Source organism: Chryseobacterium ginsenosidimutans (assembly GCF_039536845.1).
Lineage (GTDB): Bacteria > Bacteroidota > Bacteroidia > Flavobacteriales > Weeksellaceae > Chryseobacterium > Chryseobacterium ginsenosidimutans_B.
This window is the reverse complement of record NZ_BAAAZJ010000011.1, coordinates 450,934-467,474: the sequence shown is the minus strand read 5'-3', so window position 1 is coordinate 467,474 and position 16,541 is coordinate 450,934. Positions and strand designations below refer to the sequence as shown.

At 36.2% G+C, this 16,541-nt stretch carries 14 protein-coding genes; 13 read left to right on the top strand and 1 reads right to left on the bottom strand.

What is annotated here, in order from left to right; genetic code table 11:
* The first annotated feature begins 15 nt into the window (after positions 1-15).
* Together ABD745_RS18530 and ABD745_RS18525 are read left to right on the top strand one after the other, a co-directional pair.
* A complete protein-coding gene (locus tag ABD745_RS18530; protein WP_344833612.1) occupies positions 16-1,557 on the top strand; it encodes a protein adenylyltransferase SelO in 1,542 nt (513 codons plus the stop codon).
* An 81-nt stretch (positions 1,558-1,638) separates the two neighbouring features.
* Positions 1,639-2,913 carry a DUF6080 domain-containing protein gene (locus ABD745_RS18525; protein ID WP_344833610.1) on the top strand — a complete coding sequence of 425 codons (1,275 nt, stop codon included), beginning with the start codon at positions 1,639-1,641 and terminating at the stop codon, positions 2,911-2,913.
* A 57-nt stretch (positions 2,914-2,970) separates the two neighbouring features.
* On the opposite strand, the gene ABD745_RS18520 is transcribed toward ABD745_RS18525, so the two are convergent.
* On the bottom strand, positions 2,971-3,510 hold the full coding sequence (locus ABD745_RS18520; protein WP_344833608.1) for an SPOR domain-containing protein: 540 nt from the start codon (positions 3,508-3,510) through the stop codon (positions 2,971-2,973).
* Between the two features lie 184 nt (positions 3,511-3,694).
* On the opposite strand from ABD745_RS18520, the gene ABD745_RS18515 reads away from it, so the two are divergent.
* From ABD745_RS18515 to ribH, 11 genes are all read left to right on the top strand, one after another.
* The gene (locus tag ABD745_RS18515) at positions 3,695-5,050 is read left to right on the top strand and encodes a c-type cytochrome (protein ID WP_344833606.1); all 1,356 of its coding nucleotides are present in this window, start codon (positions 3,695-3,697) and stop codon (positions 5,048-5,050) included.
* Between the two features lie 22 nt (positions 5,051-5,072).
* Positions 5,073-8,141, top strand: coding sequence for a TAT-variant-translocated molybdopterin oxidoreductase (locus ABD745_RS18510; RefSeq protein WP_344833603.1), 3,069 nt, complete (start codon positions 5,073-5,075; stop codon positions 8,139-8,141).
* Between the two features lie 25 nt (positions 8,142-8,166).
* On the top strand, positions 8,167-9,564 hold the full coding sequence (gene nrfD / locus ABD745_RS18505; RefSeq protein ID WP_047398785.1) for an NrfD/PsrC family molybdoenzyme membrane anchor subunit: 1,398 nt from the start codon (positions 8,167-8,169) through the stop codon (positions 9,562-9,564).
* A complete protein-coding gene (locus tag ABD745_RS18500; protein WP_047398786.1) occupies positions 9,551-10,072 on the top strand; it encodes a DUF3341 domain-containing protein in 522 nt (173 codons plus the stop codon). The genes nrfD and ABD745_RS18500 overlap by 14 nt, the downstream gene beginning before the upstream one ends.
* A 1-nt stretch (position 10,073) precedes the next feature.
* A complete protein-coding gene (locus tag ABD745_RS18495; protein WP_047398787.1) occupies positions 10,074-10,763 on the top strand; it encodes a c-type cytochrome in 690 nt (229 codons plus the stop codon).
* Between the two features lie 8 nt (positions 10,764-10,771).
* On the top strand, positions 10,772-12,106 hold the full coding sequence (locus tag ABD745_RS18490) for a quinol:cytochrome C oxidoreductase (RefSeq protein ID WP_344833596.1): 1,335 nt from the start codon (positions 10,772-10,774) through the stop codon (positions 12,104-12,106).
* 147 nt (positions 12,107-12,253) lie between these two features.
* Positions 12,254-13,270, top strand: coding sequence for a hypothetical protein (locus ABD745_RS18485; protein ID WP_344833592.1), 1,017 nt, complete (start codon positions 12,254-12,256; stop codon positions 13,268-13,270).
* Between the two features lie 49 nt (positions 13,271-13,319).
* Positions 13,320-14,528, top strand: coding sequence for a hypothetical protein (locus tag ABD745_RS18480; protein ID WP_344833589.1), 1,209 nt, complete (start codon positions 13,320-13,322; stop codon positions 14,526-14,528).
* 3 nt (positions 14,529-14,531) lie between these two features.
* Positions 14,532-15,068: an adenine phosphoribosyltransferase gene (locus tag ABD745_RS18475; RefSeq protein WP_344833587.1), complete on the top strand. Its 537-nt coding sequence runs from the start codon at positions 14,532-14,534 to the stop codon at positions 15,066-15,068.
* Positions 15,069-15,239: 171 nt separating this feature from the next.
* Positions 15,240-15,935 carry a YfgM family protein gene (locus tag ABD745_RS18470; protein WP_344833584.1) on the top strand — a complete coding sequence of 232 codons (696 nt, stop codon included), beginning with the start codon at positions 15,240-15,242 and terminating at the stop codon, positions 15,933-15,935.
* A gap of 3 nt (positions 15,936-15,938) precedes the next feature.
* Entirely contained in the window at positions 15,939-16,460 is a 522-nt protein-coding gene (gene ribH, locus ABD745_RS18465; RefSeq protein ID WP_344833582.1) for a 6,7-dimethyl-8-ribityllumazine synthase, read from the top strand.
* Positions 16,461-16,541 lie beyond the last annotated feature (81 nt).

The following is a 16,541-nucleotide window of genomic DNA, read 5'->3' as shown; positions in this document are numbered from 1 at the left end:
TAATACCTTTGAAGTATGAATATTGAAAACATCAAACAACCCTTTATAAAAATATTTCCCGGAGATTTGTCAGGCAACCCTATGCAGAGAAACACTCCAAAAGTTTTATTCTCTACCATTGAACCTGTTGGTTTTGATCATCCGAAAATGATTGCATTTAATGAAAAACTGTCGGAAGAAATAGGACTGGGAAAATTTGAAGAAAAAGATCTGAACTTTCTGGTTGGAAACAATCTTCCTGAAAATGTAAAAACCTATTCCACTGCTTATGCAGGTCATCAGTTTGGAAATTGGGCAGGACAATTAGGCGACGGAAGAGCAATTCTTGCCGGAGAAATCACTAACGATTCCGGTAAAAAAACCGAAATCCAATGGAAAGGAGCCGGAGCAACACCTTATTCAAGGCACGCCGATGGAAGAGCTGTTTTGCGATCTTCTGTCCGAGAATATTTGATGAGTGAAGCCATGTTCCATTTGGGAGTTCCAACAACACGGGCTTTAAGCTTATCTTTCACAGGAGAAGAGGTAGTGAGAGACATAATGTACAGCGGAAACCCACAAGATGAAAAAGGCGCTGTCATCATCAGAACAGCAGAAAGCTTTCTTCGTTTTGGCCATTTTGAATTACTATCTGCTCAACAGGAATATAAAACTTTAGAACGGCTTGTTGATTTTACTATTGAAAATTATTTTACGGAAATTACCTCAGAAGGAGTTCAGAAGTATAAAGATTTCTTTGAAAATGTTTGCAGGAGAACTGCTGATTTAATGGTTGAATGGTACAGAGTCGGATTCGTTCATGGGGTAATGAATACCGATAACATGTCAGTTTTAGGTTTAACAATCGATTATGGTCCTTATTCGATGATGGATGAATACAATTTAAATTTCACTCCCAATACGACTGATCTTCCCGGAAGAAGGTATGCTTTCGGAAAACAGGGACAGATTTCCCAATGGAATCTTTGGCAGTTGGCAAATGCACTTCATCCATTAATTAAAGATGAGAAGTTTTTGGAAGAAATTCTGAACGATTACGGAAGTTATTTCTGGGAATCTCACGATAAAATGCTTTGTAAAAAATTCGGGCTCGATGAATTGCTGGCAACTGACGAAAAATTCTTCACCGATTGGCAGAGTTTAATGCAGGATCTGCAATTCGACTATACTTTATTTTTTAATGAACTTGAAAAATATGATGATCAAAAAGATTTGAGAGATCAGTTTGAAAATGTCTCTTATATTTTTTTAAATGAAGAAAAATTGACTCAGTTGAACCATTTTATCAAAAATTATCAGTCAAGGTTGGAGAAAAACAGTATTTCAAAAGAAAAATCTTTGGAACTTATGCACAAAACGAATCCTAAATTCATCCTGAGAAATTATCTTTTGTATCAATGTATCGAAGAAATCAATGCTGGAAAAACAGAAATGCTGGACAGACTAACTCACGCATTAGAAAATCCATACAAAAAGATTTACCCGGAATTTTCAGCAAAAAGACCTTCAGATTATGACGATATTTCAGGATGCTCAATGCTTTCCTGCAGTTCTTAATTTTAAAATCATCGAAATCAATATACAAACTCATCAAAATTGGTGAGTTTTTTATTTTATTTTTGCAAAAAGTTCTAGCACGTGTCAAAGTTCAAAACAAAATTTATTCATTTTTTCAAACTACTCTTTCCTTCAACAGGGATTGAATTGGTTGTTTTTCTTTTCTTTTTGGTTTCATATGGATATTTGGGATCCTATATTGCCATCAATTACAAGATCATTTTCGACAACAGAATTCCTTGGGATGCCTATTTTAGTTTTGATAATAAATCGATTGTCTTGTATGGCGGAAGCTTTGAAAGACACCCGCTCTCCTATTATTTTTTCAATTGGATCAGAGAATTGGCTCTGCTTTTTTCTAATGGGAAAATGGATGGAAACTTTAGATTTGCTTTGGCTTGGTTCAGTAACATTGCGGTAAGTCTCAGTGTCCTTCAGATTTTTAAATATTTAAAAAATATTATCAGACTTCCATTGATAATCAATCTTTTACTGATACTTTTTTTCGGATCATTTTCTACAACAATCTTACTTTCATTTACTCCTGAAAATTTTACTTATTCTTTGTTTTTCCTGACATTATTTAACCATTATTCGGCAATAAAGCTCAAAAAGGAAGAGAAAATTCCAGTTTTGGCATTAGCATTTTCTGGAATTTCTATAGGAGGTTTAACTGTTACAAATATTGCTAAAGTTTTCATTCCTGTCGCTTTCGAAAAAAGTCTTTTCAGAAGTTGGAAAAAATTTGGAAATGCTGCTTTCAGAGTAATTTTCACCTGTATTTGTTTTATCTTACTTTATTTAAACAGAATTGATTTTAAGTATGAAAATATATTCAGCAAAACGAATGAACAGTACGAAAAATTCTCTAACGTAAGGTCTACTCCGACCTGGGACATGCTCCTTTCCTATTTTTTTGGCGGAAATATTTTGTTTTCAAATTTTATCATCCGCGACAAACACAATATGCAGGGTTTCGACTATAAAGGTATTATAATGGATGTCTATTCATCATGGGTTCCCTATATTTTCATTACCGTTTTATTAGCATTGATTTTTTGGAGTTACTTTAAAAATTTTAAAAATAAATTGACTCAGGTGCTCATGATTTCTTTCTTACTGGACATCATTATTCATTGCATCATGAAGTTTGGTCTGCACACATCTTACATTTATGGTGGTCACTTTGTATTTATTTATCCTTTACTTTTGGGATGGCTGTTTTATGGTTACAGAGAATCACCGAAAATGCTATCATTCCTGACTGTTGTTGTCTGCATTTTATTCGCTTATCTGGCAACAAATAATTACCTCAGAATGACAGAATTCTTTTGGTTTTTAGATACATATTATTAATAAAAAAATCCGGAAAATAATTTTCCGGATTTTTTGCTTTTATGTTAAAATTAAATCTTATTTCGCTTCTGCACAGAAGATTCTGTACTGTACCGCCATTGCAGACTTAAAATATTCTTTTACTTTTGAAAGATCAGATGATGCACTTTGTTTTGTAAAATAGCTTCCTGCTAAAATTTTGTAATTCGGTCTTAATGAAGCGTCCGTTTCAACCTTAAGATTTGGAAATCTTTTTCTGAAATATGCTTTCACCTCATTTGCCTCCTCATTACTTTTCACTGTAGTGATCTGGATTTTATATCCCAGAATTCTCGGATTTTTTCTACAAATCTCTGCATTTGTCAGCTCTCTGCTGGGAACATAGATCTTTGTAGGCTTCGAAGATGCATAATCTTCATCATCATCTCTGGAAGATATGACAGTTGTAGTTTTTGAACACTTGTCTTCAAGGCTCTCCAAAGCACCGTTTACTTTAGAATCCATAGTCATGATAAGCTCTGTACCGGCTAGGGTATCTTTCTTCACAATCTGCTGTGCATCAATATCATAAAATGCCAATAAAGATAGTATCGAAAATAATTTAATCAAATTTTTCATTTAAACTTGTTTGCGCAAATTTATACAAATTAAAAAATTATACCAAACACAGTTATTTAGAATAATTACAAATTAAACGTAAATGACATTTTCCCCTTTCCATATACCGTTAAATTCCTGTTAAAAATATTATTTTTGCGGGATTGATTGAATGTTCAATATTTACTAACATAAGATAATTTAAATGATTAGTTGGAGAAAGCATTATAGACAAACGTTGATTGCAATAGGCTTATTGTTATCGACAAGTGCTTCAATTTACGGGCAGGACGGCGATCCTAAAAATGGTGAGAAGCTTTTCAAAGCAAATTGTACTGCTTGTCACGCACTAGACAAACAAGTTGTAGGACCACCTTTGAAGGGGATTGTTGCGAAAGTTAAAGAAGAGGCAGGCGTAGGCCCGGATTGGCTTCACAAGTGGATCAAAAACAACAAAGAACTGAGAGCTTCTGGCGACAAGTACGCTAATGAAATTTTCGAAAAATTCAATAAGACTGAGATGCAGCTCTTCCCTAATCTTTCAGATAAGGATATTGATGACATCTTAGCATTTACAACTAATCCTCCTGCGCCTGTTGTAGAAGGACCTAAAAATCCAACAACAGAAACGGCTGGTACTGCACCAGCAAACAATACTACTTCAAGTATTGTTATCATTTCACTTTTAGCAATTGCTGCCTTATTGGTTTGGATCTTAATTAAACTAAGACAATTAGTAAAATTAGGTCAGTCTGAAGACTTAGCAGGGCTTAATGAAACGAGGATCAAATCGTTTAGTGAAATCTATGAAAAGTACCATTATGTAGGTAAAGGATTAATCGCAATTCTTGCACTTCTGGCAACTTATGGCGTTTGGAACTGGGTCATGTGGATCGGGGTTTACAAAGGATATAAGCCAGAACAACCTATCTATTTCTCACACAAAATTCACGCTGGAGAGCAAAAAATTGACTGTCAACTTTGTCACTCAAGTGCTAAATACGGTAAAGTATCTGAGATCCCATCAATGAACGTTTGTATGAACTGTCACAGAACAATTTCTGAATACGGTGCAAATGATTACATGGAACCAGGAAAAGACAAAGCATTCTATGACGGAGAAATCCAGAAAATCTATGCTGCTACAGGTTGGGATCCTGCAAAACAACAGTACACAGGAAAAACTCAGCCAGTTGAATGGACAAGAATCCACAACATGCCGGATTTCGTGTACTTCAACCACTCTCAACACGTTGTAGCGGGTGAACAAGCAATCATCAATTCTTTCAATAAAAAGAATCCTAACAACAAAATTGATGTTGTATGTAAAGCTTGTCACGGAAAAATTGATACAATGAATGTTGTTCAGATGGCTAATGACTTCACAATGGGATGGTGTATCGAGTGTCACAGAACTACTGAGGTTGATATGAACAACGGTTATAATAAAGAATACTTCAAGAATCTACATGACAAGTTGAAAAAACAATACCCTAAAGATGGTGGTAAGATTACTGTAGATGCAATTGGAGGTCTTGAGTGTGGTAAATGTCATTATTAATAACTAAAAATTAGAAGTATAAATGGCTTCAAACAAAATACAATTTAGAAGTATTCACGAACTTAAAGACCCTGCTTTAAACAATAAGCTGGCTCAGAAAGAGTTCCAGGAAGAAATTCCGGTAGAAGATTTCCTTGGAGATGCTGAACAGAATGGTTCTAGTACTTCAAGAAGAGATTTCTTAAAATTATTAGGATTCTCTACTGCAGCTGTAACATTGGCTGCCTGTGAAGCTCCGGTAATTAAAACGATTCCTTACGTGGTAAAACCTCACGATATTATTCCCGGGGTTCCGAATTACTACGCTTCAACATATTTTGATGGTTTCGATTTTGCTAGTGTTTTAGTAAAGACTCGTGAAGGTAGACCAATCAAAATTGATCCGAACCCGGCAGCAGGTGATTTAGGTAAGACTAACGCAAGAGCTCAGGCAAGTGTACTTTCTCTTTATGATAACGATAAAGTAAAACAACCTAAGTTTGAAGGTAAAGACGAAACTTTCGATAAAGTAGACAGTTTTGTAATTAAAGGGTTGGAAGAAGCTAAGGCTTCAGGTAAAAAAATCGTGTTATTATCACATTCTTTTGCTTCACCTACTTTCAAAAAATTATTCGCTGAATTTAAAGAAAAATATCCTACAGCTGAATTAGTAACTTATGATGCTTTCCCTTATTCTGCAGCATTAGATGCAGCTCAGGAAGTTTTCGGACAAAGAGCATTACCTGTTTACGATCTTAAAGGATCTGAATTAGTAGTTGCTTTCCAGGCTGATTTCTTAGGAGATTATAACGCAGGAAGTGTTGAAACTTCTTATGCAGCAGCAAGAAAACCGGGAGCAAACATGTTGAGACACATACAAGTGGAATCAAACATGTCTATTACCGGAGCTAATGCTGATGAAAGAGTTAGACTAAAGCCAAGTCAGGTAAACAAAACTTTGGTTGAAGTTTACAATGCAATCGTAGGAGGTGGTACTTCCGACAAAGTTGCTTCTGAACTTGCAAAAGAACTTCAGACTAAAGGCAGTAAAGCTGTTGTTTTCGCTGACGGTTCTAAAGGTGCTCAGGTTTTAGCTCACTTAATTAACCAAAAATTAGGCTCTGTTGCTTTCACTGGTAAAGCAAACTTCCTAAAAGATTTCGACAAAGCAAGATTCGAGGAATTCCTTGGATGGGTAAATGCTGGTCAGGTTGGTGTTTTAATCGCAAACAACGTAGATCCTATTTATTCTTACCACAAAGGAGAAGATTTCAAAAAATCTCTATCTAAAGTTCCTTATGTAATCGCTGTTGCTGATAAGAAAAATGAAATGTACAAAGCAGCTAAAGCTGTAATTCCTGTAGCTAACTGGCTAGAATCTTGGGGTGATATCGAACCTCAGACAGGTGTATATTCATTAATGCAGCCTACAATCCAGAAAATCTACAAATCAAGACAGATTGAAGAATCTTTGTTGGTTTGGAAAAACGGAAAAAACAATGCTGCTAATAATTACTATGATTATTTAAAAGCGAGTGCTTCTTCTATTTTAGGAGCTACTTCTTTCAACAAAGCTTTATATAATGGTATCAATGTTTCTCCAAATGCTACGACATTGTCTTACGCTGGTGGAAACGGGGCTCAGGCAGTAGCTGAATTAGGAAACTTTAAAGCTTCTGATCTGGAATTGGTATTATATACTAAGACTTCGATGGGAGACGGAACTCAGGCAAACAACCCTTGGTTGCAGGAATTACCGGATCCGTTAACAAGAATGTCTTGGGATAATTACTTGACAATTTCTCCGAAAGATGCAGAAAGATTAGGTATCGATAACGATCTAAACGCAAGAATGCAGTTAGATGGTTCTATCGTAAACCTTACTGTGAACGGAGTAACAATAAAAGATGTTCCTGTATTCGTTCAGCCCGGTCAAGCTGACGGATCTGTAGGTCTTGCACTTGGTTATGGTAAAAAAGATTCAGGAGCAACAGCTGATACAGGTGTAAATGCTTATCCTTTATTTGATGGTTCTAACTTAGTTGTTTCTAACGCTAAAATCGAAAAAACAGGAGAAGATCACGAATTTGCAGGTATCCAGCTTCAAAACACATTAATGGGACGTTACGAAATCGCGAAGGAAGTTCCTTTAGCTGAATTCTTAAACGTAGCATTTGACGACGAACATAAAGGATGGAATAAGCCTTTGGAATATCACACGATCAGTGGAGCTCTTCCTGCTAGAAAGATTGACCTTTGGGACGCTTTCGATGATACGGACGGACCTCACTTCAACTTATCTATCGACTTGAACTCTTGTACTGGTTGTGGAGCATGTATCATTGCTTGTCAGGCAGAAAACAATGTTCCTGTTGTTGGTAAAGAAGAAATCAGAATGTCCAGAGATATGTATTGGTTAAGAATTGACCGTTACTATTCCTCAAGACAGAAAGTAGAGGTTTATGAAGGATTAAAAGAAGGAATGGCTGTACCGGAATTGTACGGAACTGCTTTTGGCGGTGACGGAGGTGCACTAAACCACCCAGCTGATAATCCGGATGTAATCTTCCAGCCGGTAATGTGTCAGCACTGTAACCACGCTCCTTGTGAAACTGTATGTCCGGTAGCGGCTACTTCACACGGTAAGCAGGGGCAAAACCACATGGCTTACAACAGATGTATCGGTACTAGATATTGTGCTAACAACTGTCCTTATAAAGTAAGACGTTTTAACTGGTTTACTTATAACTTAAATGATAAATTTGATTTCAATCAAAATAACGATTTAGGAAGAATGGTACTTAACCCTGATGTTGTTGTAAGAACAAGAGGGGTAATGGAAAAATGTTCATTGTGTATCCAAAAGACTCAGGCAACCATCTTAAATGCTAAGAAGGAAAACAGAAAAGTAACCGACAATGAATTTAAGGATTCTGTTGCTTGTGCTGGAGCTTGTTCTACCGGAGCAATGACGTTTGGAGACATGAATGACAAAGATTCTGAAGTGAGAGAATTATATTCTAGCAACAGAAGATATTATTTACTGGAAGAGATCGGAACAAAACCAAATGTGTTCTATCACACTAAAGTAAGAAACAGAGTAGAAAAATAACGTTTAAATAATAAATAGGTAAAAAATGTCAGGACATTACGAAGCTCCGATAAGGGAACCTCTAATTATTGGTCACAAAACTTATCACGATATCACAGAAGATATTGCACGACCTATCGAAGAAAGAGCAGGTAAATTATGGTGGATCTCACTATACGCAGCCTTAGTTCTATTTCTATACGGATTCGGCTGTATCGCCTACACTATCGGAACAGGTATTGGAGCATGGGGGCTTAACAGAACTATTAACTGGGGTTGGGATATTACCAACTTCGTATGGTGGGTAGGTATCGGTCACGCCGGAACACTTATCTCCGCAGTATTATTATTATTTAGACAGCGTTGGAGAATGTCTGTAAACCGTTCAGCGGAAGCGATGACTATCTTCGCAGTTGTACAGGCAGCAATCTTCCCTGTAATCCACATGGGTAGAGTTTGGGTCGGATATTGGGTATTCCCATTGCCAAACCAGTTCGGTTCTCTTTGGGGGAACTTCAACTCTCCTCTACTTTGGGATGTATTTGCGATCTCAACGTATTTCTCAGTATCAACTGTATTCTGGTTCATGGGACTTATCCCTGACTTTGCAATGATCAGAGATAGAGCAAAAACTCCTTGGACTAAGAAAATTTATACATTCCTAGCATTTGGTTGGGGTGGTAAAGCAAAACACTGGCAAAGATTCGAAGAACTATCTTTGGTTCTTGCAGGTTTGGCAACTCCGCTTGTATTCTCAGTACACACTACCGTATCTTTTGACTTCGCAACTTCAGTTATTAAAGGATGGCACTCTACGATCTATCCTCCTTACTTCGTTGCAGGAGCAATCTTCTCAGGATTTGCAATGGTACAGACACTATTGTTGATTGCAAGAAAAGTTTGTCACTTAGAAGACTATATTACAATGTACCATATCGAAATTATGAACATCGTAATCATCCTTACAGGTGGTATGGTAACTGTAGCTTATGCTACTGAATATTTCATCGGATGGTATTCTGGATCTAGATTTGAAGATTTCACTTATCTTTCTCCAGGTGCTGCTGTTGGACCTTACTGGTGGGCTTTCTGGGCATTGATTACTTGTAACTTAATTGTTCCTGCTTCATTCTGGTTCAAGAGATTGAGAACGAATATTATCTGGACTTTCATTGTTGCATTAATTATCAACATCGGTATGTGGTTCGAGCGTTTTGACATCATCGTTATCAACCTTTCAAGAGACTACTTACCGGGATCTTGGACAATGTTTAAACCAACGATCATCGATGTGGGTGTATACTTAGGAACAATCGGGTTCTTCTCTGTATTATTCTTATTATATGCAAGAACATTCCCTGTAATTGCACAGGCTGAATTAAAATCGATTCTGAAAATTTCAGGTGAAACTTATAAAGCAAAAGAAGGAGATGAGCACCACTAAAATTGTATACGGACTTTATGCTGACGACGACGATTTAATGAACGGCGTTAAAGCATTCAACGATAAAGGAATCGCGATAAATGAAGTTTATACTCCATTCCCGGTTCACGGACTAGATAAAGCTTTAGGGTTAAAGAAAACTAGAATTTCTGATGCTGCATTCTTCTATGCCCTTTATGGTGTTACCATTGGTGCTACTGTAACTTGGTATGTGATGAATCATGACTGGCCTCAAAATATTGGTGGTAAACCTGCTTTTGACTGGGCACACAACATGCCTGCATTCGTAGTTCCAATGTTTGAATTGATGGTTTTCTGTGCTGCTCACATGATGTCATTGACTTTCTTAGTAAGAAACAAAATGTATCCTGGAGCTCCTGCTCAGAATCCTGACCCAAGAACTACTGATGATAAATTCATGATGGAATTTGTAACTGAAGATGTAGAATCTGTAAAACAGTTGCTGATTGAAACTGGAGTTGAAGAAATAACTGTTAAAGACGCTTAAAATGAAAAAGAATGTATTAAAAATTACAGCGGTTTTAGGTTTAACAGCGGTTTTACTTAATTCTTGCGGACCAAAAGAAAATACTCCATTGGTATATTTCCCTGATATGTATTTTCCTGTAGCTTATGACCCATTGATGAAAGCTCAGGATGCGTATTCAGACCACGAAAATGAAATCCCTGCATTTGTTAAAAATAATGGTGCAACAGGTCTTTCTCCTGTAGAAGGAAGTGTTGCTCAGAATAAAGACGGCGTTTTTGAAGAAAGCTTGCTTCCAAAAAACGTAGATGAATATAACGCTGGTTATAACGCATCAAAATCAATGACTTCTTCTCCTTTAAATCCTGCAAATGCTGCTAAGGATATCGAAAGAGGAAAAATGTTATTCGACCATACTTGTTCGGCTTGTCATGGTGTAGGTGGAGATGGACAGGGACCAATCGTTCAGTCAGGAGCTTTCTCTGGTGTACCAAACTATGCCGATAGAGAAATTACTGTAGGATCTGTTCATTATGTATTAACAAACGGTAGAAATGCGATGGGATCTTATGCGGGACAATTGAACGCAGGAGATAGATGGAGAGTAGCAATGTATGTGATGAGTGCCTTCAAAAAAGGAGCAGCAGCACCTGCAGCCGCTACAGCGACAACGGAAGCAAAACCTGAAACGACTACCGAAACTAAAAAATAAGAAAAGAAATGTATAGTTTTTCACCAAAATTAAAATCAACTTCTATAATCCTTCTTGTTGCAGGTTTAGTTCTGTTTGGTATTGGTTTCTTTATGAATAAAGGACTTTCTACTGAAAAAATAGGAGAAATGATGGAGGCTGTTCATGCTTCTGGTCATAATGCACCTACGCATTCAAGTGAAATGGTAGGTCCTCAAGATCATGCTGCTCACTTAGAGCACGCTGAACTTCAGGTTCACAACCAACCTTTAGCGGCAATACATTTTGTAGCTGTATTTTTCTTCGGAGTAAGTTGTGCAGTATTGTTCTTTTACTGTATTCAGCATGCAGCTCACGCAGGTTGGCCAATTATTATTACAAGAGTAATGGAAGCTATTGCTTCTTATATTCCATACGGAGGAGCTATTTTGATCATTTTAATGCTTTTAAATATCTTCCACCAAGGACATCTATTCCACTGGATGGATCCTGATTTGACAGATCCAAATTCTGCTCATTTTGATGTGATCTTATTCGAAAAGAAAAGATTCTTAAACATTCCTTTCTATGCAATCAGAACTTTTATCTATGTTTTAGGTGCATCTTTCTTCTCATGGAAGCTTAAAGCTCAGTCTAAAAAAGTAGATGACACGAAGTCTGATAAAGTAGAATATCAAATGCTTTACAGATGGGCAGTAGGATATATTGCATTCTTCGGATTTGCTTCTGCAGCTTGGGCTTGGGACTGGTTGATGTCTATTGACCCTCACTGGTATTCTACAATGTATATCTGGTATTCAATGGTTAGCTGTCTTTCAAGTGGTATCGCTGTAATCATCTTACTAAGTGTATATCTTAAGAAAAACGGTTTCCTTCCTCAGTTCAATGATAATCATTTGCACGATTTAGGAGTATTCCTTTTCGCTACAAGTATGCTTTGGACGTATACATGGTTCGCTCAGTTCATGCTTTATTGGTATGCGAACGTTCCGGAAGAGGTTAACTATTTCTTTGGAAGATTCCAACACTATGGTATTACTTTCTTACCGATGCTGATCGTAAACTTCTTATTACCATTATTGGTATTAGTAAGCAGCAGCATCAAGAGAAACTACAAAGTTGTTACAACGATGGCTGTAGTTGTTATCTTAGGACACCTTTTAGATTACTTCAACATGGTAATGCCGGGAACGGTAGGGCCATACTGGAACACTCCTGAAGTATTCCTATTAGTAGTAGGAGCTGTTTTATTCGTAGCAGGGTTATTTATGTTTACTGTGCTTTCAGCATTAGCTAAATTAAAATTGATCCCTACAGGAAACCCTTTCTTACACGAATCTGAAATTTACGAATATCCTTTCTAAGGACTTGTAACAAAATAAAACTTTGAAAGACTGATTATTATGATCAGTCTTTTTTTATGCCATAGGTGAAGATGGGAAATTTCATGTAACCTTTTGCATTTTCATTTGTCATACTATTAAAAGATGATATTTAAACAAAAAATAACCATGAAAAAAAATTTCCTATTACAAATCATTTTCATTTTTGCCTTGCAGTTCTTTAATGCACAGACAATAACTTTTATTTCAGAAAAAACAAATAAGCCTTTACCAAAAGTTTCAGTGTTCGGGAAAGACGGAAGCATTCTTGCCTTCTCAGATATTGATGGTAAAATCGAAAAGCAATTATTAAAGCCCGACCAGGAAAAATTTCAGATTGTGTATGATAATTTGTCAGTAGCAAGTTTATCTTATTCGGATTTTGATAAAGAAGTGATAAAAATTAATGACAGAGTAAAAGACATAGAAGCGGTTGTCATTAAAAATAATAAACCTGCAAAATACATTTTTGTAAAAGGTAATTTTAATACTTATGTTACGGTAAACAGCAAACTGAATTGCTATGCCGACGGAATTGTAACCTACATCTTCGATAACAAAACAAAAAAACTGAAAAGTACAAACGTAGAACAATATCGAGTTTACAGACTTGAAGATGTAAAGTTTGAAAAAAAGCAGACCGCAATGTGGGATTATGATGCAACGATGGAAGTCCCGGACCTGAAAGAGGTGGGAAACATTTTAGATTATAAGCAAAGAAATTCTGTAATGAAAGAATTGAAAGGTGAGCAGAAAGATCAGATTGAAATCACCGGGGAAGCATTACAGAAAAAAGAGTTTGCCCTGTTCGGATATAGATTTTTTGATATGAAAAGTATCTTGAATGTTTCTTACGAAAAAGCATCAAAAAAAACATTGCGAGATTTATTAGAATTTAACGAAATAGGTTTTATTAAACTTAAACATAAAAGCGAACCGGAATACAACCAATTAGTTCTTTATACCAACTTCTACCCTACAGAATTAGACTTCAAAAATGATAACGAAATTGAAAAAGTAAAATTCAAAACAGACAATAGTGACTACGCAACGAAATATTGGGAAGATCCATCTTTTCCGAATATGCAGACTGTTTTCAGCTCATTTTTTAAGGATGATTTAAAAGAGAAACAAAATAAAAAATAAAATCCGCTATTAATAAAGGTTTTAGTATTTTTGTGGTAAACCGAAAAAAATGAAAAAGTTTTCTTTTCTACTAATTCTCAGCTTATTGCTTTTCACAGCATGTAAGAAAGATCATGTAGATGCTACGAATACTAAAACTTTGCAGTCGAGTATCAATGATATGACGGCTAGTCTTCCGACCATTAAACAGATTAAATTTAATGAAGCTCTTTACATCCTGAAAACTTTCGGAGTAGAAGCGGATGGCGATGTAGCAGAATTAAAAGCTCTGGGACAATTGATCAACGGGAAAAAAGTTCCTGAAATCATGACAATGGCAGACCAGATTGCACAAAAAAATGGTATCGAATGGGCAAGCACAGCTCCTCCATCATTAGGAGAAATGAATATCTTCGGTGATGAATCAGCAAAAGAAAGTGATCCGAATGATGTAAAAGCAAATTCACTGAGTATCATCACAAGACCGATCGGAGACGACGGAGCCGGAGCACCAACAGCACTTCAGATTATACCAAGATTGGTTGACAATGCCGGAAATCCGGTTGCATTCACCGGCGCAGGCTTAGAGGCGACTTTAGAGGTTTTCAGTAATGGCGTAAAACTTTCTACTGCGAAGAACCTAATGCAGGATAATAATTTCAAAGGATTTAATTTAAAATTCTCTTCAATCCCTGCTTCTAAGGTTGTTGATAATAAAATTGATATTACTATTTCAGTAAAAACAACGGCAAAAACTTTCAAAATGACAAAAATAGGATTGGATGTAAATCCTTCTTTATTGAAAGTGCCCGCTGCTCCAAAAGTAGATTCAACAGCCGTAAACCAAGATCCTGCGGTAATTGATCCTAATAATCCGGGAGCAACTGTGCCATCTACAACTACGGATCCAAATGCAACAGCGACTACACCTGCAGCAACTCCAACAGCACCAAAACAACCTGCAGATCCTAAAAATACGGTAAGCAGCTTCTTAAATAATGTAAGCTCACAAAATTTAAAGGCAGCATACAATTCTGCAAATAACCCAAGCTGGGGAAGCTATGAATCTTTTTCTAATCCAAACTCAGGTTTTGGATCTGTGAAAAATGTAAGTATAAAAAACATTACAACAAATGCCAATAACACAAGCGCTGCAAGTGTAAATGCTACTTATGACGTTACAGATAAAAGCGGAAAAACAACCTCTCTGAAAGTAACTTTCGGACTTAAAAATGTAAACGGAGACTGGAAAATTTCAAGCTACAAAATCAATCCATAAAAAATGGCTTCACAAGAATTAATTAAGAAATTAGAAGAAACTATTGAAAATATTCCTGATTTTCCGATTCCGGGAATTCAGTTCAAAGACATCTCTCCTATTTTCTTAAATCCTAAACTGTACGAAGATGTAATTGCAGATCTGGTGGAATTCAGTAAAGGAAAAGTTGATGCCGTTTGCGGAATCGAAAGCCGTGGTTATCTTTTCGGGATTGCAATTGCGGTAGCCTTAGAAGTTCCGTTTATCCTGATTAGAAAAGCAGGAAAACTTCCTCCACCTGTCATTTTAGAAAAATATGACCTGGAATACGGAAGCGCCATCATCGAAACCCGTGAAGGACAAATAAAACCGGGACAGAAAATTCTCATTCACGATGATCTTTTGGCAACAGGAGGAACTACGGAAGCCGCAGCAAAACTAGTTGAAAAACAAGGTGCAACAGTTTCACAATTCAGCTTCCTGATTGGTCTAAAAGGATTGAAGGGGGATGAGAAATTAAAAAAATTCAATGCAGAGGTTTATCATATTTTAGAATATTAACCTTTTGAAATAATATTTAAAAAATGCTTTATGAACCTATTCATGAAGTATTTTTTTTGAATGAAAACCGACAATTGATTCATTCACTTAAATATTTATTAATAATACTGACAAAGTATTTTGTAAATCATTCAGAAACAATTAAATTTGCAGTTCAATTTTTAATAATTTATGGCAAAACTTACAAACGAGCAAGAGGGTAAAGAAACAGTTGAGTTTTTTAAAGATCTTGACAGAGAGGCTTTAAACACAGAAAAATTCCTTGAAAAATACTCAAAACAATTAGGTATTGTTTTTGGGGTACTTGTTTTAGGTGTTCTGGGTTTCTTCGGTTACAAACAATTCGTTGTAACTCCTAAAAATGCAGAAGCTGTAAAAAGTTTCCTTGCAGCTCAGAAAAACCTTGTCGATGGTAAAGATAAAGAGGCATTGGGAGGAAAATCTGCTGCAAACCCAGGTTTTGTAGGAACTTACAATGAATATTCTGCAACAAACATCGGTAAACTTTCTGCTTACAACGCAGGGATTTTGAAGTTTAAGGAAGGGAAATTCCAGGAGGCATATGATCTTTTAGATAATTTTTCGTCTGATAACAAAACGATGATGGCAATGAAATTCGGAGCAATGGCAGATGCAAAGTCTGGTCTTAACAAGAATGATGAAGCTTTACAGCTATTAGACAAAGCATCTTCTGCAACCAATGATCCTTACACAACTTATTATTTTACCAGAAAAGCAGGTATTTTGGCTTTAGGTTTAAATAAAAAAGTAGAAGCTAAAAAATATTTTGCTACAATTGACGAAAAATATCAGGACTACGACAACGGAATGTCTGATTCTTATATTGAAATGACTAAATATTACTAAACAATGGCAACAGTTAATCTTTCTGATTACAAGCCACTTAATATAACCAATGCCGATGAGTTTTCTATCGGCATTGTTTTTTCTGAGTGGAATGATTTTGTAACCTACAATCTTCGTGATGCAGCTCTGGAAATCCTTCAAAAAGAAGGAGTAAAATCTGAAAACATCAAACTTTTTCCGGTTCCGGGAGCTTTTGAACTCAATTATGCAAGCATGCAGCTTTGCAAAGAACGTAAATATGACGCGGTAATTTCCATCGGATGTGTAATTCGTGGGGAAACTCCTCACTTCGATTATGTTTGCTCGGCAGTCGCTCAGGGAATCAAAGATTGTAACATCCTGACAGACACTCCTACCATTTTCTGTGTATTGACAGACGACACGAAAGAACAGTCTATCGCAAGAAGCGGTGGAGATTTAGGAAATAAAGGTGTTGAAGCAGCAGTAACTGCGTTAAGAATGATCGATTTCAAAAAAAATCTTTCTGATAAGAAAGGAAACATTGGTTTCGGACATTCTTCATAAAGTTTTTTTACATTAAAATATAAAGGGCTATTTTTTAATAGTCCTTTTTTCTTTTGAGAAATTAAATATCCATTATTTTAC